The organism is Stappia sp., assembly GCF_965276915.1.
Taxonomy (GTDB): Bacteria; Pseudomonadota; Alphaproteobacteria; order Rhizobiales; family Stappiaceae; genus Stappia.
On sequence record NZ_OZ255709.1, the window covers coordinates 3,321,848 to 3,343,313 of the forward strand.

Genomic DNA, 21,466 nt, shown 5'->3' on the forward strand with positions numbered 1-21,466 from the left:
CTCCGCTTCCCGTTAAACGGGCATTTTTCAGATTTCTACCCCAGATTATGGCCGCTGTTCGAGATTTGTGAAATAGGCCGCAAGCGCGGCAATCTCCTCGTCGGCCAGGCTCGCCGCAATCGAACGCATCACCGGGTTCTCCCGGTGCTTCGACTTGTAGGCGTGCATCACCGTCGCGAACTGCCAAACAGGCCAGCCGGTGATCGAGGGAATGCCCTTGTCCTCGCCGCTGGCCTGGTGACAGGTCACGCATTCGCTGGAGAGATATTCGCCATAGGCCGGATCGCCGGCGATGGACAGGACATGCTCGGGCACATCCGGATCGCCTGCCGAGCTGCGCACGGGTTCTGTCGGCGGTGTCTCGGGCATGTTTGCCGAACCTGGCGAATACTGGCGTATGAACGCAACCAGCGCCCGTCTGTCGCCCTCATCCGGCAGGCCCCGGTACATCATGGTCGTGCCGGGAACATGCTGACGCGGCGCCTCGATGAAGCTCGCCAGTTCGGCCTCGTTCCAGACCAGACCGTTCTGGCCGGCGTCGCGCATACCGTCGGAGTAGCTGAAGCCGTCGAGCGTACCCGCCCGGCGGCCGAAGATGTTGTTGAGAGTGGGGCCGACACGGTGGCGGGCCGCCGGCCCGACCTGGTGGCAGGCCTGGCATTTGAGGAAGGCCTTCCGCCCGCGCTCGATCTCCGGATCGCTTGCGGCAAGCGTCGGAGACAACGGCATGAACATGGCAACGGCCAGAACCGCTGCCGCAGGCCAGGCAGCACGAAGCGCCATTCAGACCGCCCCTCCCAAGGCGCCGGGCGGCAGGGGCGATGGCCCCCGCCGGATGTCTCAATCCACATTCACTCCCGCGGTATCGCTGTCATCCTCGGGCGTCACATCGATGATCCGGGCTCGTTTGGTGATCTTCACCTCGGCCTTGCAATCACTCATGCAAGGCGCCTCCCCTCCGGCGACCTTGGTGTCGGGGCGCTCGTCGTCGATGAACCCGTCCTCGTTCGGCAGGCGGACCGTTGTGAAGTTCTCGTTGGAAAGCTCGAATTCCTCGTCGGTTACAACATCGTTGAGATAGAGCAGATAGGCCACGATAGCATAGGTTTCGTCCGGCGAAAGACTTTGAGCGTTGCCATAGGGCATGGCCCGGTAAATATAGTCGTAGACTGTCGACAGATACGGCCAGTACGAGCCGATTGTCTTCACCGGGTTGTGCGAGGCCAGCGTCTCCCTGCCGCCGGCCAGCACCGGCCAGCGCCCGGCACCCTCGCCGAAATCGCCGTGGCAGACAGCGCATTGTTCGGTGAAGATCACCTCGCCCTCGGCAACCGTGCCTTTGCCGGCGGGAAGCCCTTCGCCGTCCGGGCGGATGTCGATGTCCCATCCGGCCACCTCTTCGGGCGTGGCCGGCGTTCCCAGACCCAGCTTGCCGGCGAAAGCCGGACCGGACACGATCAGGGCCAGTGCCAGGCCCGACACAAGGAGCTTAGGAAATCTCGACATTTTCAACGCTCCCGTCAGCCTTCACATACCAGGTCTGGATGCCGTTGTTGTGGTAGATGGAATTGGTGCCACGCACCGCGCGCAAGGCGTCCTTGGTGGGTTGCACATATCCCGTTTCGTCATGGGCGCGCGATTGCAGGAGAAGCTCCGATCCGTCCCAGTCGAACTCGTGGTAGAAGCGATGCAGCGCCTTGGGCAGGCTCGGTCCGTCGAGGCGTGCCTCGTGCCAGTTCCTGCCGCCGTCCGTGGTCACATCGACCCGCGTGATCCGGCCGTTGCCCGACCAGGCCAGGCCGCTCAGCACCATCGGCCCCTTGCCGTGGGTAACGGGTGCCTGCGGGCTCGGATTGGTGATCACCGACTTGGTGTCCATCACCCAGGTGAAGCGCCGCGCCTTCCCGTTTTCCATCAGGTCCGTGTATTTGGACGTCTCCTCGCGGGCATGCCACGGCGCATCGCCCACCTCGATGCGGCGCAGCCACTTGACCCACATGTTGCCTTCCCAGCCCGGCACCACGAGCCGCGCCGGATAGCCCTGCTCGGGGCGCAGCGCCTCGCCGTTCATCTTGAACGCGACCATGCAGTCGTCGAGCGCCTTTTCCAGCGGGATCGACCGGTTCATGCCCGAGGCATCGCCGCCCTCCGGCATGATCCATTTCGCATTGGTCTTGAGGCCGGCCTCTTCCAGGATGTAACGCAGCGGCACGCCCGTATACATCACGCAATGGACCATGCCGTGGGTGAACTGGCAGCCGTTGAGCTGCGCGCCGCGCCACTCCATGCCGGAGTTCGCCGCGCATTCGAGGAAGTAGAGCCGGTTCTCCCGCGGGAAGCGCTTCAGGTCGTCGAGCGTGAAGATCAGCGGCGTCTCGACCAGCCCGTTGATCATCAACCGGTAGTCCGTCGGCGTCATCTCGGCGACGCCGCCGTGATGGCGCTCGAAGCAAAGACCGTTCGGCGTGATGATGCCGTCGAGCTCGTGCAACGGAGTGAAGTTGACCGAGCTCTCGCGCGATGCGGTCAGCCATTCGACGCTGCGACGCACCACATGCGCCTCGTGCTCGGACGGCACGCCATAGGGCGCCGCATCGACGCCGGCGCCGAGATAGCGGCTCCAGTCGGCGACATTGGGCGGCAGGTTTTCCGGGTTGGCCTCGCCGGCACGCACCAGGCCGGCCGTCGCCGCAAGGCTTCCCGCCGCAAGGCCGGCCTTCAGCAGCGAGCGCCGGCCCGGACTGGCAAGGCCCTCTTCGGGCTTCGACGATCTTGTCATCCTTCGTCTCCGTCTTCCTCGGATCAAATCCGTTTATTCATATGAACGCAAATATAGAGGCGCACTTTGCCTCCCGACCGGGCCGGCTTAGAGCCCGCTGACGCGCACCGCACGGTTCGGCTCGAGGCTGACCGTCTTGCGTTCCTTCAGGTGATCCTCGACCACGTCCCAGATGGCCGGCCCCTCGGTGCCCTCGTTGACGCTCGCCCAGCCGGCGACCACGTAGCTCTTGTCGGCCTCGATCGGGCTGCCGTCGGCAAGCAGGGTCATGTCCGAGATGCGGTTGCCGATGGTCTCGTTCGGGTCGATCGCATAGGCCATGCCGCCGATGCGGACCATGTCGCCGCCCTGCTGGTAATAGGGGTCCGCATTGAAGAGGTTGTCGCCGACATCCTCCAGGATCTCCTTGATCAGGGCACCGCTCATTTCCGAACGATAGGCGGCCGGATAGGTCATCGACGTTGCATTGTGCAGATCCTCGACGGTGATCGCGCTGCCCGCCGGCACCGAGGTTCCCCAGCGGAAGCCCGGCGACAGCGAAATCTGCGCATCCCGCTGCTCGATCAGGGCCTCGCAGATCATGTCGTCGAACGTGCCGTTGAAATTGCCGCGCCGGTAAAGAAGCGTCTCGGTCGTCGCCAGTTCCCGTGCCAGTTCGCCCGCATAGGGCGCCCTCACCTTCTCCACCAGCGCCGACATGTCGGCATCCGGCGTGATCGCGTCGGAGAAGATCGGGATCAGGCGATAGCGGAAGTCCTTCACCTCGCCGTCCTGGACGTCGAGATCGAGGCGGGAGAGGAACTTGCCGTTCGAACCCGAAGCGATGATCAGCGTCTTGCCGACCTTGACCGGCTCCGGCAGGGCGTCATGGGTGTGACCGGTCAGGATGACGTCGATGCCGGCAACGCGGCCGGCCAGCTTGCGATCGACATCGAAGCCGTTATGCGACAGCAGCACGACGACATCGGCGCCTTCCGCGCGCACCGCATCGACATTGGCCTGCACTTCCTCCTCGCGAATGCCGAAGGACCATGTCGGCATCATCCAGCGCGGGTTGGCGACCGGAGTATAGGGGAAGGCCTGGCCGATGACGCCGACGCGCACGCCGCCGCGCTCATAGATCCGGTATGCCTCGAAGACCGCCTCATCCCACTCGGTGTCGCGAATATTGCCGCCAAGGAACGGGAACGGCAGCGCCTCGACCATCTCCTTGACCTTGTCCGCCCCGTAGGTGAACTCCCAGTGGCCGGTCATCGCATCCGGCCGCAGGGCGTTCATCACCTCGATCATGTCGGCGCCGCCGGTCTTGAGCGAGGTGTAGCTGCCCTGCCAGGTGTCGCCGCCGTCGAGGAACAGCGTGTTGTCCTCGCGCTCGGCGCGGATCGACTTGAGCACGGTCGCGATCCGGTCGACACCGCCCATGCGGCCATAGGCCTGCGACAGGGCATCGAAATCCACCGACGTCAGCGCATAAGCCTCCGGGGAACCCGGCGCCAGGTTGTAGAGCTTGAGGAAATCCTCGCCGGTCACATGCGGCGGCAGGCCGTTCACCTCGCCAACGCCCAGGTTGATCGACGGTTCGCGGAAATAGACCGGCATCAGCTGCGCGTGAATGTCGGTGAGATGGACCAGGGTGACATTGCCGAGCGGCTTGAACGACAGGATGTCGTCCTCGCGCAGCGCCTGCTGCGCGGCAAGGCGCGCCCATTGCCCGAAACCGGACCCGCTGGTGATGGCGCCCGCGGCAACCGCCGCCATCAGGAATTCACGCCGCGAAATCATCGTCCGTTCCCACTTTTGTCTCTACGCTTCGCCGCTTCGGCGAAAATCCGGCAAGGCTTCGCCGTCGCGCCCCGGGACCGGGCCGCGCGCACGAAACAGCTTTCAAGCGCTTGTCTGCCGAAGTCTTGTCTGTCGGATACGGGCGGCTTTGCTGCCGCCCGTCTGTTTGGCCGGGTCGCCCCGAGGGGTCAGTTGCGGACCGACGGCGTCTCCACCGAGAGCCCCTGCCCGCGCCAGGCCAGATAGGTCTCCAGCGCGATGAACTCGTCCGAGCCGCGCTTGTAGGCATCGGCACGGATGTTGTCCATGCAGCCCTTGAAGCGCCGGTGCAGCGAGCCCATTTTCTGCCACTTCAAACGATAGGTCGGGAATCCGTTGCTGTTTCCCTGGCTCAGCTTGTCGGCACGGATGTAGTTTCCGTAATTGTTCTCGTGGCAGTTCGCACAGGCCATGTCGAGCTGGCCGACGCGGGTGTAGTAGAACTCCTTGCCCTTGTCCCACCAGCTCTGCATGTCGCCCTGCTTGAGGTCGACACCAACCGGCATGCCGCGCGATTGCAGGCCGACATAGGCGGTCATGCCGAGCATCTGGTCGGATTCCCACTTCCACGCATCTGCGCCCATGCGCTCGGTACGGCAGCTGTTGATGTGCTGCTCGAGCGTCTGCGGCTTGCCGGCCGCCTCGCTCCATTTCGGCATGGCCGCGCGCACGCCCTTCATGCTCTCGGCCGCATCCCCGTGACAGCTCTCGCAGGATTTTCCGGCGGAGCCTTCAACCGTCGACCAGGCTTCCTCGCCCTGCTCCACCATCAGGAAGCCGGGATTGGTGAAATCGTCCAGCTCCAGGTCCTGGGTTTCCTTGGTGCGGAACTCGAAGCCGGAAATGATCTCCGTCAGCGGATGTCCCTCGGGCGGGGCGACGCGCGTCACGATCTTCACGCCCTCGATGCTCGGCATCCCGTCCTGATCGGCCACCGCCGGGCCGGAAGCCACCAGCAATCCCACCGCGCAGGCTGCCAGGATAGTTCCCCGATGCGTCCTCATATGGCTTTCCCCTCCAGCGCGAACCGTTCGGTTCGTCTCGTTCTTCTTTGTCGCGCCATTGCGGCCGACGGTGCCGGCCGCCGGCCGGCGTGTCTATTCGACGGCGATCTTCGCATCGGTCGAATAGACCGATCCGTCGTCATCCACCCAGGTGAAGGTGAACGTGCCGCTTTCCGGCACCTTGGCGCTGAACTCGAGATACGGGTTCGCCGATATCGCCGGCTCCATGTCGCACTCGAAAACGGTCTTGCCGTTGAACTCGCACTTGAACTTGTTGATGATCTTGCGCGGGATCGGCTTGCCGTCGGAATCCTTGCGCTGACCCGATTCCATCGTGTGCGAAATCAGGGTCTTGATCTGGATAACCTCGTCCTTGGACGCCGTCTTGGGCACCTTGACGCGGGGCTTGGAAGTGGACATCGCACGCTCCTGCTGGCGTTGAATGCTTGATGTGGTCGGATGCGCGCGGCGATCAGCCGCCGCAGCCACCGATGGTCACCTTGACCGACTTGCGGTCCATGTAGACCTTGCCGGTCGAGGTCTTCGCCAGGGCGATGACGTCCTGTGTCTTGGCCAGACGCATGCGCGTCGTTGCTTCGGCCGCACCCGACATCGGCGAGAAGTGGAAAGTCGCCACGCCCGGCTGCGGATTTCCGGCCGCCAGCAGGATGACCTCTGTCACGTGATCCGCCTCGGTCATCGGGCTGTCCACGGAAACGCCGATGGGCACGGTGTTGCCGTTTTCCGCGATTTCGGGAGCCGTCAGGGAAACCGTTCCGGTCTCCGGGGCGGCGCCACCGGAAAACGCGTCGATGGCGGCCTGCACCTTGGCGTCGTCGGCGAAAGCAAGGCTCGGCAGCCCGGCAGCCGTCAGCACTGCGGCACCGGCACCCAGCGCAAGAGCCTGGCGTCGTGTGATTGTCATTTGTCTTTCCTCACGCTTTGTCCGGATCTCCGGTCTTGCCGGGCCGGTCTCAAGGCCCGGGATCAGTCACCTTGGCAGGGCTGATCCTAGTCCTTCAGGGTCATCAGATAGGCGACCACGTCCTCGACCTGCTGGGCCGACATGATCGTCTTGCCCGCGAATTTCGGCGCGACGCGGTTGAAACCGTCATTGCGATAGAAGGCCGGCATGATCGTTCCGTCATAGACCGCCTTGGCGTTGACGATGATCATGCGCAGCGATGCCTCGTCCCAGCGGTCGGCGACGCCGTCGAGCGGCGGGCCGACTTCGCCATGCCACTGCTGGTCGGAAAAGACGCCCGCGGTGTGACAGGCAACGCAGTTTCCAAGACGCCGGTCGACCATCACTTCGCGCCCTGCGACCGGGTCGCCCGGCGTGCCGGTCAAGGATTGGGGGATCGTCCCGTCGACGACTTCATAGGCGACGATGTCCTGGGCAACGGCCGCGGACATGCCGAGAAGCAGCGCGCAACCGGCCACCATGCTCCGGCGAAAGACCTTCATGGGCGATGTTCCTTCCCTCTGCCGGCGATCCCGGCTTTGTTTTTGTATCGTGTGTCCGTGACATCACGACGCAGAAGGAGCCTAGCAGCAAGCCTCGCCGGGATCAATTCACATATTCAATTATGAGAATACATAAAGCCGCCGCCCCTCCGGCGGGCGGGCATGTGCGCGCCGGAAAGCTCAGCCGATGGTCGCAAGTCCGGGAAAAGCCTCGAGAAGCCAGAACGACAGCCGCGCCATCTGGCCGGTCATGAAGGCGACGCCCGTGATGATCATGAACACGCCCATCACCCGTTCGACCGTGACCATGTGCCGGCGGAAGCGCTTCATGAAGCGCATGAACGGGGCAGCGAAAAGTCCCGCGATCAGGAACGGCACCCCGATTCCCAGTGCGTAGGATCCCAGCAGAACAGCTCCCTTCAGGACCGATTCCTCGCTCCCGGCGACGAACAGGATCGCCGCGAGGATCGGGCCGACGCAGGGCGTCCAGCCGAAGGCGAAGGCCAGGCCGATGACATAGGCCCCGACAAGCCCGGCCGGCTTGCGCTCGACATGAACCCGTGCCTCCCGGTAAAGCAGCCCGATCCGGAACACGCCCAGAAAATGCAGCCCCATGACGATGATCGCCGCACCGGCGATATAACCGAAGATCTGGATATGCTGGGTGACGAACTGGCCGATGAAGGAAGCGCTGGCGCCGAGCGCCACGAAAACCGTCGTAAAGCCCAGGACGAAGGCAAGCGAGGCGAAGAACACCTTGCGCGGATCCGCTTTCTCCTCTCCCTCGCCGGTCAGTTCGTCGAGCGAGACGCCTGCAAGGAACCCCAGATAGGGCGGCACCAGCGGCAACACGCAAGGGGACACGAAGGAAAGCAGTCCGGCAAAGAATGCGCCGATAAGGGTTACGTCCTGAAACATGCCTGATCCTGTCTGGCTTCGCGGTGGCGTGTCTTCGGCATCCGGCTCGGAAGTATCATGCCGGTCATGCCCCTTGACTGCGCGTGCAGGGCGCGCACGACAATGTGACCTCGTGACACATACACGTATTCTGTTTTTTGCATGTGATCCATCTGTTTTGGTATAGGCTGGCAGCGGGCGATCGTCGCCTCACCTTTTAGCGAGCACGGAACATGGACATCCGCCTGACTGCCCTCGGCTTCGTGACCGCGCTCTGTGTCGCCGGAGCGGCATCGCAGCGCCTTGCCGCCGCCGAGCTGGTCATGTTCGAGCAGCGCGGTTGCGAGTGGTGCGAGATGTGGGACGCGCAGATCGCGCCGATCTACCCGAAGACCGCGGAAGGCGCCTTCGCGCCGCTCCGCCGCGTCGACATTCACGAGCCCATGCCGGACGATCTGGCATGGATGCGCGGCGAGCGGTTCACGCCCAGTTTCGCGCTGGTCCACGAGGGCCGCGAATACGGCCGGATCCGCGGCTATCCGGGCGAGGATTTCTTCTGGGGCCTGCTCGGCGAGATGGTCGGCAAGCTGAAGGGAACGCTTGGCGGCGACCAGGCGTCCAACGGGACGCGAACGCCGGGCTGAACGAGGTGTCCGCCGCGGTGCCCGCCAGGGTCGCGGACAATCTTTCCGATACACGATAGACTGCCGCACGGGACCGTCCCGGTCGGCGCATATGCCAGCTTCCAGGCAGAGGACCAGAACTTGTCACTACCCCGTATCAAGGACCTCGAATGCTCCGAGGAACTCGACAAGATCGTCGACAGGGCAAAACATGCCAGCGATTTCCTGAAGGCGATCGCCCATGAGAGCCGCCTGCTGATCCTCTGCATCCTGGCCGAGGGCGAAAAATCCGTGACCGAGCTGGAATCGCTCCTGTCGCTTCGTCAGCCGACCGTGTCCCAGCAGCTTGCGCGGTTGCGCATGGACAAGCTCGTGACGACACGGCGCGACGGCAAGATCGTCTACTACCGGCTCGCCAACGAGGATGCCCGGCAGATCATCGAGGCGGTCTACACCGTATTTTGCAGGGACTGACCGGACGCGGCGACGGCAGCATCGGCCCGCGAGAGGCCGGCCGTCGCGAAGAGACGTCCAGGCCGGTGATCGAGCTTGCGTGAGGGAGGCGCGGCCGATGGAACTGACGACCACGCAGATCGTGGCCCTTAGCGGCTTTGGCGGCGGCGTCGTGCTCGGCCTTGCCGCGCGCGTCGGCCGCTTCTGCACGATGGGCGCCTTGGAGGATGCTTTCCTGGGCGATGACCGGCGACGACTTAGAAGCTGGGGCCTTGCCATCGCGGTGGCGATCGCCGTGACGCAGGTTCTGGCCGCGGCCGGCATCTTCGATCTCCGTCATTCCATCTATCTGCCCACCTCCTTCCCCTGGCTTGGGGCGATTGCCGGCGGCCTGATGTTCGGCGTCGGCATGGCGCTGGTCGGCACCTGCGGATTCGGCACGCTCGCGCGGATCGGCGGCGGAGACCTCAGGTCCGTGGTGACCTTCCTGGTGATGGCCGTCTCGGCCTATATGGCGATGCGCGGCCTCACCGGCGTTGCCCGCCAGTGGCTGGTGGACCCCTTCACGGTGTCATTCGAGGCAACCGGCGGCATGGCGCTCGACGGGGTCGTCAACCGGCTTCTGGGACTGGACACGGGACCCGCGGTCGGCCTTTCGATCGCCGGAGCCCTGCTTGCCTGGGCGGTCCGCGACGCCGCCTTCCGGCGCGAACGCCGTCTCGTCGCCAGCGGTCTTGCCGTCGGTCTCGTGATTGCCGCCGGCTGGGTTGCGACGGCCCTGGCCGGCAGCAACCCGTTCCAGCCGCAACGACTGGAATCCTTCACCTTCGTTCGTCCCCTGGGAGACGCGCTGGTCTATCTGATGACCTTCAGCGGTGCCAGCCTGACCTTCGGCATCGGTTCGGTTCTCGGCGTCGTCTGCGGCGCTTTCGCCGGCGCCCTGTTCAAGCGCGAATTCCGCTGGGAGGCCTGCGACGACGTCCGCGAGCTGCGCCGCCACATGAGCGGCGCCTTCCTCATGGGAACAGGCGGCATCATGGCGTTCGGCTGCACCATCGGCCAAGGCATCACGGCCGCGTCCGCGCTCGCCATCTCCGCGCCCGTCGTCATGCTGTCGATCGCCATCGGTGCCCGTCTCGGCATCGCCTGGCTGGTCGAGGGAAGCCTCGCCGGCCTGTTCGAACGCTACCGCCTCCCCCGCGACGGGTGAGTGAGCGCGCCGGAAGACGAAAGCCCGCCTCAGGTGTTCCCGCGCACGACAAGGACCGAGATCTTGGCGTGGCGCACGACGCGCGCCGCATTGGGTCCGAGCAGGTAATCCTTCAGCTCCGGCCGGTGCGAGCCGATGACGATCAGGTCGGCGTTGACCTTTCCCGCGGCAACGAGGATTTCCTCGTAGATGTTGCCGTGGCCGATCACCGCCTGCACGCGGGTCCCCTTCGGCACATGCGCGTCGATGAAGGCGTGCAGCGCATCGCGTGCCTTCTTTATCGCCGACTTCTCGTAATCGTCGGGAAAGAACGAGCCGACGATGCTGCGCCCGAAATCGGGCACGGCGGTGAACACATGCAGCGTGTCGTTGCCGCCCACCGTTTCCATCGCGGCCGCGATCACCTGTGCCGACGAGGCTTCGTCGCCAAGGTCCACGCAGGCAAGAACGTGCTTGAAGATATTGCTCATGCCGCTGCCTCCCTTTCGCGCGCCCGTTCCTCGCCAAGCAGGGTCCGCCGGCGGCGCTGTATGACATAGATCGCGCCAAACAGCAGGATCGCCGGGATGTAGAACAGCTCGCGCGGCGGCTGCGAGGCGGGAACCTCAAGGCTCAGGAACGTCTGGTCGAAGTCGAAGCCGGCGTCCTGCGCCCTGGAATCGAACGACGCGCCGTCCGAAACCAGCTTGCCGTCCTGCTCGAAGACCAGCAGCCCGAACGCTTCCAGCCGTTCCGCACCCGTTGGCTCGTCGCCGACCGGGATCATCATCGTCAGCGTGACCGGATCGCCGACATCGTCGATCGCCGCGACCGTCGCGCGCAGCTCCGTGCCCGGCGTCGCGGCTCCAAGCGTCTCCTCGATCGTCACCGGATCGACATTCGTGTAGGGAGCCGCGGCCATGTCCATCCAGAAGCCCGGCCGGAACAGGGTGAAGGCGACCAGGATGAGCGCCGCCGATTCCCACAGGCGCGAGCGCACGATGAAGAACCCTTGCGCGCCGGCGGTGAATATCAATATGGCCAGCGTCGCAACGACGAACACGATCGCCCCTTCCACCGGCGTCACGTCGATCAGCAGCAGGTCCGTGTTGAAGATGAACAGGAACGGCAAGAGCGCCGTGCGCAGCGAGTAGAAGAACGCGACGAAGCCCGTTCGGATCGGATCGCCCCCCGACACCGCGGCCGCGGCAAAGGAGGCAAGACCCACGGGCGGCGTCACATCCGCCATGATGCCGAAATAGAAGACGAACAGATGCACCGCGACGAGCGGAACGATCAGGCCGTTCTGCTGGCCAAGCGCGACGATCACGGGCGCCAGCAGCGAGGAGACGACGATGTAATTGGCCGTCGTCGGCAGGCCCATGCCAAGGATCAGGCTCAGGATCGCGGTGAAGATCAGGATCAGCAGGATCTGTCCCTGGCTGAGGAACTCGACCAGCGCCGCCAGCACCGAGCCGACGCCGGTTTGCGACACAGCGCCGACGATGATGCCGGCGGCGGCCGTGGCGATGCCGATGCCGATCATGTTGCGCGCGCCGGCGATCAGCCCGTCGATCAGCTCGGTCCAGCCGAGCTTCGCCGTGCCGGCAAGCTCCTGGCCGCGGAACATGGCGAACAGCGGCCGCTGGGTGACGAGGATGAAGATCATCAGCGCCGTCGCCCAGAACGCCGACAGCGAGGGCGACAGGCGTTCGACCATCAGGCACCAGATCAGCACCAGCACGGGCAGCAGGAAATGCAGGCCCGACTTGACCGTCGGCCCCGGGTCGGGGAGCCGCACCACCGGCTCGTTCGGATCATCGAGCTCGAGTTCGGGAAAGGCCGCGCAATAGCGCACCAGTCCCACATAGGCGGCAAGCAGCAGCGCCGCGACGACCCAGGAGGTTGCCCCGCCGGCGGTCGCCTGCAGCAGATCCATGAAATAGAACAGGCCGAAGGCGGAGATGGTGGCGATGCCCAGCACCAGCGCACCGGTCGAGACGACCTTGGCGCGCGTGTCCTCGTCCGTGCGCGAGCGCAGCAGCGCCATCGCGCTGAAGGCGAGCCCCAGCATGATCGCGACGGCCAGCAACCGGTTCGGCGTCGAGCCGAGCGCCTGGAAGGCCGCGAACAGGTAGTAGACCCCGCCGGCGATGGCCAGGAGCACGGAGATGGTCACGCCGAAGGAGATCATCGCCCATTTCAGGGGCTTCGGCTCGTTGGCGCGCGGCAGGCCTTCCATGCCCAGCCGCAAGGCCTCCAGATGGACGATATAGACGAGCGCGATATAGGAGATGATCGCCGGCAGGAACGCGTGCTTGACCACCTCGAAATACGAGATGCCGATATACTCCACCATCAGGAAGGCGGCAGCACCCATCACCGGCGGCATGATCTGGCCGTTGACCGACGAGGCCACCTCGACCGCGCCCGCCTTCTCGCGGGAGAAGCCGACGCGGCGCATCATCGGGATCGTGAAGGTGCCCGTGGTCACCACATTGGCGATCGAGGAGCCGGAAATCAGGCCGGTCATGCCCGAGGCGACGACCGCGGCCTTGGCCGGACCGCCGCTGAAATGGCCCATCAGCGAAAACGCCACCTTGATGAAGTAGTTGCCCGCTCCGGCCTTGTCGAGAAGCGCGCCGAACAGCACGAACAGGAAGACCAGGTCGGTGGAAACGCCGAGCGCGATGCCGAACACGCCCTCCGTCGACAGCCACTGGTGGAAGGCGACGGCGTTGAAGCTGGCGCCCTTCCAGGCAAGCAGCCCGGGCGCGTAGGGGCCCAGGAACGTGTAGCCGAGGAACACCATCGCCACGATCATCAGCGGCGGGCCGAGCGAGCGGCGCGTGGCCTCGAGCAGGAACAGGATGCCGAAGACGGAGACCACGACATCGGTCGTGTTGGGTGCGTTCGGCCGTTCGGCAAGACGCGAGCCGAGCAGGCTCTTGATCAGGGCTGTGTCGAAGACGAAGAGATAGAGGGCACAGGCGGTGGCGCCGATCGCCAGCGCCCAGTCGGCCAGCGGCACGGACCGGCGCGGCGAGGTGCGGAAGGCCGGAAACACCAGATAGGCCAGGAACATCGCGAAGGCGAGATGGATCGGCCGGGCCTCGCGGCTGGAGAACACACCGACGCCGAACATGTAGGGGAGCGGCGATGCGATCCAGACCTGGAAGAGCGACCAGGCGAGCGCGACGCCGGCGATGAGGAGCGCCACCTGGCGGCTGGTCGGGTTGCGTCCGCCGGTATCGGTGGAGGCAACAAGATCCTCAAGTTCGGCGGCGCTCAGCTGCCCTGTGTTCTTGTCCTCGCTCATGGATCCCCCCGCGCGTCCGCGCCCTGAAACGATGTGAACATGTGTCCCCCCGCTGACGGGAGGCGTCCTGCGGGACCGGTTGAGCCTGCAGGAAAGAAACGGCCGGCGCGGAGACCCGCGCCGGCCGTCCGGGCCGGATTACATCCAGCCGCGTTCCTTGTAGTAGCGCACGGCGCCCTCATGCAGCGGAGCGGACAGGTTGTTCTTGATCATGTCCTCCTCCTTCAGGTTCTCGAAGGCCGGATGCATGCGCTTGAACCGGTCGAAATTCTCGAAGACGGCCTTGGTGACCTCGTAGATCACGTCCGGCGAGGTCTTGGTCGAGGAAACGAAGGTCGCGCCGACGCCGAAGGTCGTCGTGTCCTTGTCCGTGCCCGCGTACATGCCGGCCGGAATGGTTGCCATGGCGTAGAACGCATTGTCGTCGACCAGCTTGCGGATCGCCTCGTTGTCGACGTCGATCAGGCGCGATTCGCAGGAGGTGGTGGCCTCCTTGATCGTGCCGGCCGGGTGGCCGACGGTGAACACGATCGCATCGATCTTGTTGTCGCAAAGGGCGGCGGCCTGCTCGGCCGACTTCAGTTCCGCGGCCAGCGAGAAGTCCGAGGCCGACCAGCCCATCTTCTCCATCACCACTTCGAACGTGGCCCGCGCGCCGGAACCCGGATCGCCCATGTTGACCCGCTTGCCCTTCAGGTCGTCGAAGGTCTGGATGCCGGAATCGGCCCGCGCCACCACGGTGAACGGCTCGGGATGAACCGAGAACACCGCGCGAAGCTCTTCGAACTTGCCATCGGGGAACGTATCGGGCGCGGTGCCGTTATAGGCATGGTACTGCCAGTCCGACTGGGCGACACCCATGTCGAGATCGCCGGCGCGAATGCCGTTGATGTTGGCGACCGAGCCGCCCGTCGTATGGGTGCACTTGATGTCGTGCTCGGCCGAGCCCCGGTTGACCAGACGGCAGATGGAGCCGCCGACCTGGTAGTAGACGCCGGTCTGTCCGCCGGTGCCGATGGTGATGAACGTCTCGGCCTGCGCGGCGCCGGAAACTGCGAGCGCGCCAGCCAGGATCGTCCCCATGGTCATGGATTTCAAGAATGTCACTGCGATGCCTCCCGTTTATAGGCAGCGGTCTGGTGAGACGCGCGAGGGAGCCTTGTCGGCTCCGCCGCGCATCCGAAACGCTTCTGGATCATCGCCATCCCGGTTCGGGACCGTAAAACGCAGGAGACCGCGACTCCCCGGCCCGACCCTCCTCAGGGGGCGGCCCCGGCGGTTCCGGCCATTTCGCAACCCGGCCCAACGCGGGCGGATCGGGCGGCCTGGCCGTTCGAAGCAGCGGACTTGCGTCCTCGGCGATCACCCTCCTCGCTTCGTGTTGCGTATGCCGGACACCAGGTGCCCAGGCACTCCCGCGGAAATGCGGACAATCGAGGTTAGACCGAAACCACACGCTGTTCCAACCCCCTATCGGACACGCCTGGCGTGTCCCGCGCGCGCGAAACCCTGCGTCGCGGGCCGTGAGGCCGCGCGGGCCGCGAAGAGCCGGAGGTTTTCAGGACAATGGGAGCATGTGCCGGCGGACTGCCCGCCCGCAAGCGCGGCATGCCGGAGCGGCCGGTTGGCGAGGGTGCGCGACCGCGGGCGGGAGAAGGATCAGTCCTTGCTCTTGCCGCCGTAAATCACTTCAAGGAAGTTCCGGCGCAACTGGGCTTCGTCCTGCCCCTCGCGCAGCCCCTGGCGCCATTGGTCGATCACCAGACGCAGGGCCAGCGTTTCGCGGGTGTGCGGCAGCCGGCTCAGGTAATCGGTGAAATAGTCGTCGAGCGCCTGGCGGTCGAGTGCGCCTTGCGCGATCAGCCCGTGAATGAGGGCCATTGTCGCCGCGATATGTCCCCTCAGGAACTCGTACTCGGCCGTGCTCGCCGTCTTGTCGTCAGGGGAATCAGACATCGTCGCTTCCAATCATACCAATACGTCCGCACCCAGGTTTCACGCCGCCGTCCCGACCGTGCGACCGGGGATCCCTCGCCCCGTCAGCATAACATCCGCCTTGCAATACGTCTCCCGGTACAGGCCAAGGGATCGCGAACGCAACCTTCCACGCCCTGGCACCCCCGTCGAGACCGACTGCAACCTGCAGTCTCTCACGCGGACCTTTCCAAACCCTACAACACGGAGCAGGATTTTTCCACAGTCGCTATTTATCATGTGATCAATAACGAGCGTCCCGGCCCGCGGCTCAACATCCGGGCCGAGGCATCACTGTCTGTTTCGCCCTTTCCGGGAAGGCCGCTCTGTATCGCGTTCGGGGCGGTGTTGCTCCCTGCCCGGCAACATCCTGCATTCATTGGCAATCGGGAAGGGCGCGGGACGCGGCCGCGCGACCGCGACAACGTCGCGGCGGAAAACCGCTTCGGCTTGAAAAGGGGTGAAATGGTGAGCCCGCAGGGGCTCGAACCCTGGACCTACTGATTAAAAGTCAGTTGCTCTACCAACTGAGCTACAGGCTCACTCCGGGGGTTCGTGTAACAACGCGAAGCCCCGGTGACAAGAGCTGAATCGCCTGCACTGGATAACCCGTCCCCGGGTGATCGTCAGGCTGGCGCGGCGCCGGATGGCGGCGTTTCCTCGTCCGCCCCGCGATAGACGCCCTTGATCCGCTCGCGGGTGATCTGCATGACGACGTAAAGCACCGGAATCAGGATCACGCCGAACACCGTCGCGAACAGCATCCCGCCGAAGACGGCAAAGCCGATGGCCTGCTGGCTCGCCGCGCCCGCGCCGCTGGCCGTCAGCAGCGGAACGACGCCGAGCAGGAACGAAAGCGCCGTCATCATCACCGCCCGGAAGCGCAGATGCGCCGCCTCACGGGCGGCGGCGAGGATCGAGCGTCCCTTGGCCCGTTCCTCCATGGCGAACTCGACGATCAGGATCGCGTTCTTGGCGCCCAGTCCGACAAGCATGATCATTCCGATCTGCGTGTACAGGTTGACGTCCCTGCCCGTCGCCATGACGGCCGCGAAGGCTCCCAGCAGAGCCACTGTCACCGACATCAGGATCGCCAGCGGCATCGACCAGCTCTCGTATTGCGCGACCAGGAACAGGTAGGCGAACAGCACGGAGAGAAGCAGCACGATGACGACCACCGCCCCCGCACCCTGCTGTTGCAGCGCCGTGCCGGTCCATTCGAACGTGTAGCCGGACGGCAGCGCCTCCGTGGCGGCCGTCTCCATCTCGCTCATCACCGTTCCGGTCGCCTCGCCCGCCTTCGGCGCGGCATTGACCGAGGCGGCACGGAACATGTTGTAGCGGCTGAGGATCTGCGGCCCCAGGACGTTGTCGACGCTGACCAGCGTGCGCAGCGGAACCATGGAGCCGGATTGCGAGCGCACATGCAGCCGGGCGATATCGTCCGCCCGGTCGCGAAAGCTTCCCTCCGCCTGGATCATGACCCGGTAGACCCGACCGAACAGGTTGAAGTCGTTCACGTAATAGCCGCCAAGGAAGGATTGCAGCGTCAGGAAGACGTCGCTCACATTGACGCCGAGCAGTTTCGCCCGCTCCCGGTCGAGATCGACGAAGAGCTGCGGAACATTGGCGCGGAAGGTCGAATAGGCCTGCGAGATCGACGGCTGCTGATTGGCCGAATAGACCAGCGAGCCGACGCCGGAGGCAAGGTCCTGCGGCGTGCCGCCGCCGGTCTGCTGCACCTTCATCTCGACGCCCGCCGTCGTCCCGAGACCGGGAATCGGCGGCGCGTTGAAGGCGATGATATTGGCGCCGGGGATCGTGGCGAACTCGCGCCACAGATGCGCCAGGATACCGTCCGCGCTCAGTTCCGGCGTTGTCCGCTCGGCCCAGGGTTCCAGCTTGACGATGATCAGGGCCGTGTTCGGCGCAAGCCCGGAATTGAGGATCGAGAAGCCGTTGACGACGATGACATGCCGCACACCCGCCACCCCTTCCAGAACGGTCTCCATCTCGTCGGTGATCACCTCGGTGCGCGGCAGTGCCGCGCCGTCCGGCAACTGCACGTCGACCATCAGGTAGCCCTGGTCCTCCAGCGGCAGGAAGCCTTTCGGCAGGCGGTCGTTGAGAACGACGATCAGCGCCACCGCGAGGCCGACACCGGCCAATCCGACCAGCGAACGCGGCAGCAGTTTCGCGACAATGCCGACATAGCCGTCGCGCAACCATCCGATGCCCCGGTCGAACACGGCGAGGATGCCGGTCGGCGGCCCGCTGCGCGCCTTCAGGATCAGCCCGCACAGTGCCGGCGACAGCGTGAGCGCGTTGATCGACGAGATCACCACGGCAACCGAGATCGTCACCGCGAACTGCGAATAGAGGCGCCCCGTGATGCCGGGCATGAAGATCGTCGGGACGAACACGGCAAGCAGCACCAGCGTCGTGGCGATCACCGGCGTGGTGATCTGCCCCATCGCCTTGGCGGTCGCCTCCTTCGGCGAAAGGCCTTCCTCGGCGATGATCCGCTCGACATTCTCCACCACGATGATGGCGTCGTCGACGACGATGCCGATCGCCAGAACCAGCGCGAACAGGCTGATCGTGTTGAGCGACATGCCCGCGACCAGCAATATGGCGAAGGTACCGATCAGCGACACCGGGATCGCCACCATCGGGATGATCGTGGCGCGCCAGCTGCCCAGGAAGACGAACACCACGGTGACGACCAGCGCGAAGGTCATCATCAAGGTCATGATGACGTCTTCAAGCGACTTTTCCACGAACTCGGTCGTGTCGAAGGGGATGTCGTAGGCGACGTCCTCCGGGAAGGCCCTGGCAAGCTGCTCGATCCGGGCCCGCACCCCTTCGGCAACGGCCAGCGCGTTGGCGCCCGGCGCCTGGTAGACGGCAAGCACCGTCGCCGGATTGCCATTGAAGCGGCCGTTGGCGGAATAGAACTGCGAGCCGAGCTCCACCCGCGCCACGTCGCCGACACGCACCAGCGCGCCCTCGGCACCGCTGCGCAGCACGATCTTCTTGAACTCCTCCGGCGTCGAAAGCCGGCCTTGCGCCTTCACCGTGTACTGGAACTGCTGGCCCTCGGGGGCCGGCGGTGCGCCGATCTGCCCGGCGGCCACCTGGATGTTCTGGTCCTGGATCGCGGCGATGAAATCGGACGGCGTCAGCGACAGGCTCGCAAGCCGGTCGGGATCGAGCCAGATCCGCATGCCATAGGCGAAGTCGGTCAGCACGTCGGCCTTGCCGACGCCCTTCACCCGCGCCAGCGCGTCCTTGATGTTGATGGAGGCGTAGTTGGCGAGGAAGACCTCGTCATAGGTGCGCTTGGGCGAGAACAGCGTCACCACCAGCAGCATGTTGGTGCTGGCCTTCTGCACCGTGACGCCGCTGCGGGTCACCTCCGCCGGCAACGAGCTGGTCGCTTGCGACACCCGGTTCTGGACGTTGACGGTGGCAATGTCCGGATCCGTGCCCACCTCGAAAACGATGTTCAGCGAATAGCTGCCGTTGTCCGAGCTGTTCGACGACATGTACATCATGTTGTCGACGCCGTTGACCTGCGCCTCGATCGGTGCCGCGACCGTTTCCTCGACAACCTGCGCGCTGGCGCCGGAATAGCTGGCCGAGACGCTGACCACCGGCGGCGTGATGTTGGGGAACTGCTCGACCGGCAGCGCGAGGTAGCCGAGCACGCCGGCGATCGTGATGACGATCGAGATGACGAGGGCGAATTTCGGGCGGTAGATGAACATCCGCGAGAACATGGCCGCCTACTCCGCCGCGCCGGAGGCCAGGACGGCGTTGACCGGCACGCCGGGCCGCACCTTCTGCAGGCCGAGCGTGATCACCCGCTCGCCCTCCTGCAGTCCCGACTTCACCACGAAATCGAGATCCACCTGTTGTCCGAGTTCGACGTAGCGTTGCTCGACGGTTTCCTGCGCGCCCACGACGAGAACGAACGGGCCGCGCTGGTCTCGCTGGATCGCGGCCTGGGGGATGACGATCTCGCTCATCGCGACCGGCGCCTCGACGACCACCTCGACGAAGGCGCCCGCGATAAGCAGGCGGCTCTGGTTGGCGAAACGTCCGCGCACCGAGATCGTGCCGGTGTTCGGGTCGACGGCATTGTCGATGAAGACGATCTCGCCGTCCTCCGCGAACCGCTTGCCGGTCGGCAGGATCAGATGGATGCCGGGCAGGTTCTTCTTGTCGGCGATATCTTCCGCCGGCCGGTCCCCGCGCACCGCCTCCAGGTAGTCCTTCTCGCTGATCGCGAAATTCACATAGACCGGCGCTGTTCGCACCAGACGGGCGATCGCACCGCTCGACGGGCCGACCACGTCACCGACGCTGAAGGCCGACTTGCCGAGCTGGCCGGAAAACGGCGCGACGATATCGGTGTAACCAAGGTTCAGCTCCGCCTGGGTGGTTGCCGCGTTGGCCGCCGCCACCGCGGCATCGGCCTGTTCCCTGGCCGCCTTGGTCGCCTCGAACTTGGCCTTCGAGACATGCCCCTTCTGGAAGAGATCCGCGTCGCGCTCCAGATCCGCCGCCTTCAGCGCCGCATCGGCGGCGGCCCGGGCCGCGTCCGCCTTGGCCGAGGCCAGCGCCGCCTCGTAGGGTGCCCGCTCGATGGTGAACAGCAACTGCCCCGTCCGGACGGTCGCCCCGTCATCGACATTCTTCGAGGCCAGGAAACCGGAGACGCGCGCGATCAGGTTGACATTGTCGACCGCCTCGACCTGGCCGACGAACCGCGCCGACTGGCGAACGTCCTTGGCGACCGCCGCGGCGACCGAGACCGAAGGCGGCGGCGCGGCCGGCGCGTTGGCCTCGTCGGAAGGATTGCAGGCCGTCAGCAGCAGGGCGATCGCCGGCAGGACAAGGTGGCGTGCGGCACGAGACAGTCTTGCCATGGAAATCGGTTCCCCCGTCGGCGCGGATCCTGGACGCGAGAGCCGTTCCGGCTCCCGATCCCGCCTCATCATTCAAGGCGTGCCCTGTCGGCACGCAAGTCTTGCCCAGGAAGGTTACACAGTGATTTCAGGCGAAAACAAGCGCCAATCCGAAACCCTTCGCGGCCGGCAGCACCAGCCCCTCGCGGGATTCGACCGCCGCGATGCCGCGGCGCGCCAGCGACTGCGCAACCGCTGCCCGGTCCGCGCCGGCCACGGCCAGCGCCGCGATGGCCGAGCCGCCGGGCGTGAGCACCGGGGCGGGAACGCCGTACAGCGCCTCGAATGCCGACGGCGGCATCAGGTGGAGCCGTCCGCGCGGCGTCTCGATCGCGATGCCGAGACTCGAGGCGCGCATCTCGCGCTCACCGGTGAAGGCCGCGTAGAAGATATGCTGCTCGGCCGGCTCCTCGCACACGACAACCACGGTATCGAGGGCCGCCGCGCCATTCCCGTGCCGCTGGTAGTCGGCCGACCAGAAGTTTTCCGGGTAAAGGTTGTGGCAGGTGAAGAAGCCGTGCAGCGGATCGGAAGGGTTGCGCACGAAGGTCAGGTCGAACCCGACCTTGCGGATGCTGCCGTCCGGGCGTGTCTGTTCGCGCCCGAACGAGAACGGCTCGTAGACATGCAGGCCGGCCCGCTCGAAGGCACGCCGGTCGTCGCCGGCATCTCCGCTTTCCATGACCAGCATGGACGCCCCCTCGCCGCGCTCCAGAAAGTCGCGATTGAACCCGCCGAAGGAGAAGAACCGGTCCGACGCCGGCGGGATTTCGGCTGCCGCGCCAATGGTCAGCAATTCGATGAAGAACCCGTCCAGCTGGACGAGCCGGTTTTCGGTGCCCCAGGGATGGCGCGCGCGCGGGGTGACGGTGAAACCGGCCGCCTCCAGATAGGTCGCGGCCGCCTCCACGTCATGCACCGCCCATACGACGTGATCGAAACCGCGCGCCGTCATTGTCGCCCTCTC

The 21,466-nt window shown here is 65.4% G+C and carries 19 protein-coding genes and 1 tRNA gene; 3 read left to right on the top strand and 17 right to left on the bottom strand.

Features of this window, described 5'->3' with window-relative positions:
• Positions 1-45: 45 nt before the first annotated feature.
• The 9 genes from ACQY46_RS15385 to ACQY46_RS15425 form a co-directional block, all read right to left on the bottom strand.
• Positions 46-783 carry a c-type cytochrome gene (locus ACQY46_RS15385; protein WP_428696910.1) on the bottom strand — a complete coding sequence of 246 codons (738 nt, stop codon included), beginning with the start codon at positions 781-783 and terminating at the stop codon, positions 46-48.
• A 57-nt stretch (positions 784-840) separates the two neighbouring features.
• Positions 841-1,506, bottom strand: a complete 666-nt coding sequence (locus tag ACQY46_RS15390; protein WP_428696911.1) for a c-type cytochrome — start codon at positions 1,504-1,506, stop codon at positions 841-843.
• Entirely contained in the window at positions 1,490-2,779 is a 1,290-nt protein-coding gene (gene soxC / locus ACQY46_RS15395) for a sulfite dehydrogenase (RefSeq protein ID WP_428696912.1), read from the bottom strand. Before soxC ends, ACQY46_RS15390 begins: the two co-directional genes overlap by 17 nt.
• Before the next feature lie 87 nt (positions 2,780-2,866).
• Positions 2,867-4,561, bottom strand: a complete 1,695-nt coding sequence (soxB, locus tag ACQY46_RS15400) for a thiosulfohydrolase SoxB (protein ID WP_428696913.1) — start codon at positions 4,559-4,561, stop codon at positions 2,867-2,869.
• A gap of 188 nt (positions 4,562-4,749) precedes the next feature.
• Positions 4,750-5,604 carry a sulfur oxidation c-type cytochrome SoxA gene (gene soxA, locus ACQY46_RS15405; protein WP_428696914.1) on the bottom strand — a complete coding sequence of 285 codons (855 nt, stop codon included), beginning with the start codon at positions 5,602-5,604 and terminating at the stop codon, positions 4,750-4,752.
• Positions 5,605-5,697: 93 nt separating this feature from the next.
• Positions 5,698-6,024, bottom strand: coding sequence for a thiosulfate oxidation carrier complex protein SoxZ (soxZ, locus tag ACQY46_RS15410; RefSeq protein ID WP_306027366.1), 327 nt, complete (start codon positions 6,022-6,024; stop codon positions 5,698-5,700).
• A 52-nt stretch (positions 6,025-6,076) separates the two neighbouring features.
• Positions 6,077-6,529 (bottom strand): thiosulfate oxidation carrier protein SoxY, encoded by a 453-nt coding sequence (gene soxY / locus ACQY46_RS15415; RefSeq protein ID WP_428696915.1) that lies wholly within the window; start codon positions 6,527-6,529, stop codon positions 6,077-6,079.
• Between the two features lie 86 nt (positions 6,530-6,615).
• Entirely contained in the window at positions 6,616-7,071 is a 456-nt protein-coding gene (gene soxX / locus ACQY46_RS15420) for a sulfur oxidation c-type cytochrome SoxX (RefSeq protein ID WP_428696916.1), read from the bottom strand.
• Positions 7,072-7,251: 180 nt separating this feature from the next.
• Positions 7,252-7,989 (bottom strand): cytochrome c biogenesis CcdA family protein, encoded by a 738-nt coding sequence (locus tag ACQY46_RS15425; RefSeq protein WP_428696917.1) that lies wholly within the window; start codon positions 7,987-7,989, stop codon positions 7,252-7,254.
• A gap of 212 nt (positions 7,990-8,201) precedes the next feature.
• Between ACQY46_RS15425 and ACQY46_RS15430 the strand changes: the two genes are divergently transcribed.
• The 3 genes from ACQY46_RS15430 (at position 8,202) to ACQY46_RS15440 (ending at position 10,254) form a co-directional block, all read left to right on the top strand.
• Positions 8,202-8,612 (top strand): transcriptional regulator, encoded by a 411-nt coding sequence (locus ACQY46_RS15430; RefSeq protein ID WP_428696918.1) that lies wholly within the window; start codon positions 8,202-8,204, stop codon positions 8,610-8,612.
• Between the two features lie 120 nt (positions 8,613-8,732).
• A complete protein-coding gene (locus ACQY46_RS15435; protein ID WP_306027360.1) occupies positions 8,733-9,065 on the top strand; it encodes an ArsR/SmtB family transcription factor in 333 nt (110 codons plus the stop codon).
• A 97-nt stretch (positions 9,066-9,162) separates the two neighbouring features.
• A complete protein-coding gene (locus ACQY46_RS15440; RefSeq protein ID WP_428696919.1) occupies positions 9,163-10,254 on the top strand; it encodes a YeeE/YedE family protein in 1,092 nt (363 codons plus the stop codon).
• Between the two features lie 29 nt (positions 10,255-10,283).
• On the opposite strand, the gene ACQY46_RS15445 is transcribed toward ACQY46_RS15440, so the two are convergent.
• From ACQY46_RS15445 to ACQY46_RS15480, 8 genes are all read right to left on the bottom strand, one after another.
• Positions 10,284-10,715, bottom strand: a complete 432-nt coding sequence (locus tag ACQY46_RS15445) for a universal stress protein (protein WP_428700499.1) — start codon at positions 10,713-10,715, stop codon at positions 10,284-10,286.
• Between the two features lie 5 nt (positions 10,716-10,720).
• Positions 10,721-13,552 (bottom strand): TRAP transporter permease, encoded by a 2,832-nt coding sequence (locus ACQY46_RS15450; RefSeq protein WP_428696920.1) that lies wholly within the window; start codon positions 13,550-13,552, stop codon positions 10,721-10,723.
• Between the two features lie 138 nt (positions 13,553-13,690).
• Complete coding sequence (locus ACQY46_RS15455) at positions 13,691-14,641, bottom strand: TAXI family TRAP transporter solute-binding subunit (protein ID WP_428700500.1); 951 nt, start codon at positions 14,639-14,641, stop codon at positions 13,691-13,693.
• Positions 14,642-15,211: 570 nt separating this feature from the next.
• Entirely contained in the window at positions 15,212-15,508 is a 297-nt protein-coding gene (locus tag ACQY46_RS15460; protein ID WP_428696921.1) for a hypothetical protein, read from the bottom strand.
• A 484-nt stretch (positions 15,509-15,992) separates the two neighbouring features.
• A tRNA-Lys gene (locus tag ACQY46_RS15465) sits at positions 15,993-16,068 on the bottom strand.
• A gap of 84 nt (positions 16,069-16,152) precedes the next feature.
• On the bottom strand, positions 16,153-19,308 hold the full coding sequence (locus tag ACQY46_RS15470; RefSeq protein WP_428696922.1) for an efflux RND transporter permease subunit: 3,156 nt from the start codon (positions 19,306-19,308) through the stop codon (positions 16,153-16,155).
• A gap of 6 nt (positions 19,309-19,314) precedes the next feature.
• Positions 19,315-20,460, bottom strand: a complete 1,146-nt coding sequence (locus ACQY46_RS15475) for an efflux RND transporter periplasmic adaptor subunit (RefSeq protein WP_428696923.1) — start codon at positions 20,458-20,460, stop codon at positions 19,315-19,317.
• 127 nt (positions 20,461-20,587) lie between these two features.
• Positions 20,588-21,454: a VOC family protein gene (locus ACQY46_RS15480; protein ID WP_428696924.1), complete on the bottom strand. Its 867-nt coding sequence runs from the start codon at positions 21,452-21,454 to the stop codon at positions 20,588-20,590.
• Between the last annotated feature and the right edge of the window lie 12 nt (positions 21,455-21,466).

Excerpts from the sequence above, each read along its gene's own strand:
- ACQY46_RS15390 (WP_428696911.1), bottom strand. The coding sequence starts at position 1,506 with ATGTCGAGATTTCCTAAGCTCCTTGTGTCGGGCCTGGCACTGGCCCTG.
- ACQY46_RS15480 (WP_428696924.1), bottom strand. The coding sequence starts at position 21,454 with ATGACGGCGCGCGGTTTCGATCACGTCGTATGGGCGGTGCATGACGTG.
- ACQY46_RS15450 (WP_428696920.1), bottom strand. The coding sequence starts at position 13,552 with ATGAGCGAGGACAAGAACACAGGGCAGCTGAGCGCCGCCGAACTTGAG.
- ACQY46_RS15430 (WP_428696918.1), top strand. The coding sequence starts at position 8,202 with ATGGACATCCGCCTGACTGCCCTCGGCTTCGTGACCGCGCTCTGTGTC.
- ACQY46_RS15425 (WP_428696917.1), bottom strand. The coding sequence starts at position 7,989 with ATGTTTCAGGACGTAACCCTTATCGGCGCATTCTTTGCCGGACTGCTT.
- soxB (WP_428696913.1), bottom strand. The coding sequence starts at position 4,561 with ATGATTTCGCGGCGTGAATTCCTGATGGCGGCGGTTGCCGCGGGCGCC.
- soxX (WP_428696916.1), bottom strand. The coding sequence starts at position 7,071 with ATGAAGGTCTTTCGCCGGAGCATGGTGGCCGGTTGCGCGCTGCTTCTC.
- soxC (WP_428696912.1), bottom strand. The coding sequence starts at position 2,779 with ATGACAAGATCGTCGAAGCCCGAAGAGGGCCTTGCCAGTCCGGGCCGG.
- soxA (WP_428696914.1), bottom strand. The coding sequence starts at position 5,604 with ATGAGGACGCATCGGGGAACTATCCTGGCAGCCTGCGCGGTGGGATTG.
- soxZ (WP_306027366.1), bottom strand. The coding sequence starts at position 6,024 with ATGTCCACTTCCAAGCCCCGCGTCAAGGTGCCCAAGACGGCGTCCAAG.
- ACQY46_RS15460 (WP_428696921.1), bottom strand. The coding sequence starts at position 15,508 with ATGTCTGATTCCCCTGACGACAAGACGGCGAGCACGGCCGAGTACGAG.
- ACQY46_RS15475 (WP_428696923.1), bottom strand. The coding sequence starts at position 20,460 with ATGGCAAGACTGTCTCGTGCCGCACGCCACCTTGTCCTGCCGGCGATC.
- ACQY46_RS15470 (WP_428696922.1), bottom strand. The coding sequence starts at position 19,308 with ATGTTCTCGCGGATGTTCATCTACCGCCCGAAATTCGCCCTCGTCATC.
- ACQY46_RS15440 (WP_428696919.1), top strand. The coding sequence starts at position 9,163 with ATGGAACTGACGACCACGCAGATCGTGGCCCTTAGCGGCTTTGGCGGC.
- ACQY46_RS15385 (WP_428696910.1), bottom strand. The coding sequence starts at position 783 with ATGGCGCTTCGTGCTGCCTGGCCTGCGGCAGCGGTTCTGGCCGTTGCC.
- ACQY46_RS15455 (WP_428700500.1), bottom strand. The coding sequence starts at position 14,641 with ATGACCATGGGGACGATCCTGGCTGGCGCGCTCGCAGTTTCCGGCGCC.
- soxY (WP_428696915.1), bottom strand. The coding sequence starts at position 6,529 with ATGACAATCACACGACGCCAGGCTCTTGCGCTGGGTGCCGGTGCCGCA.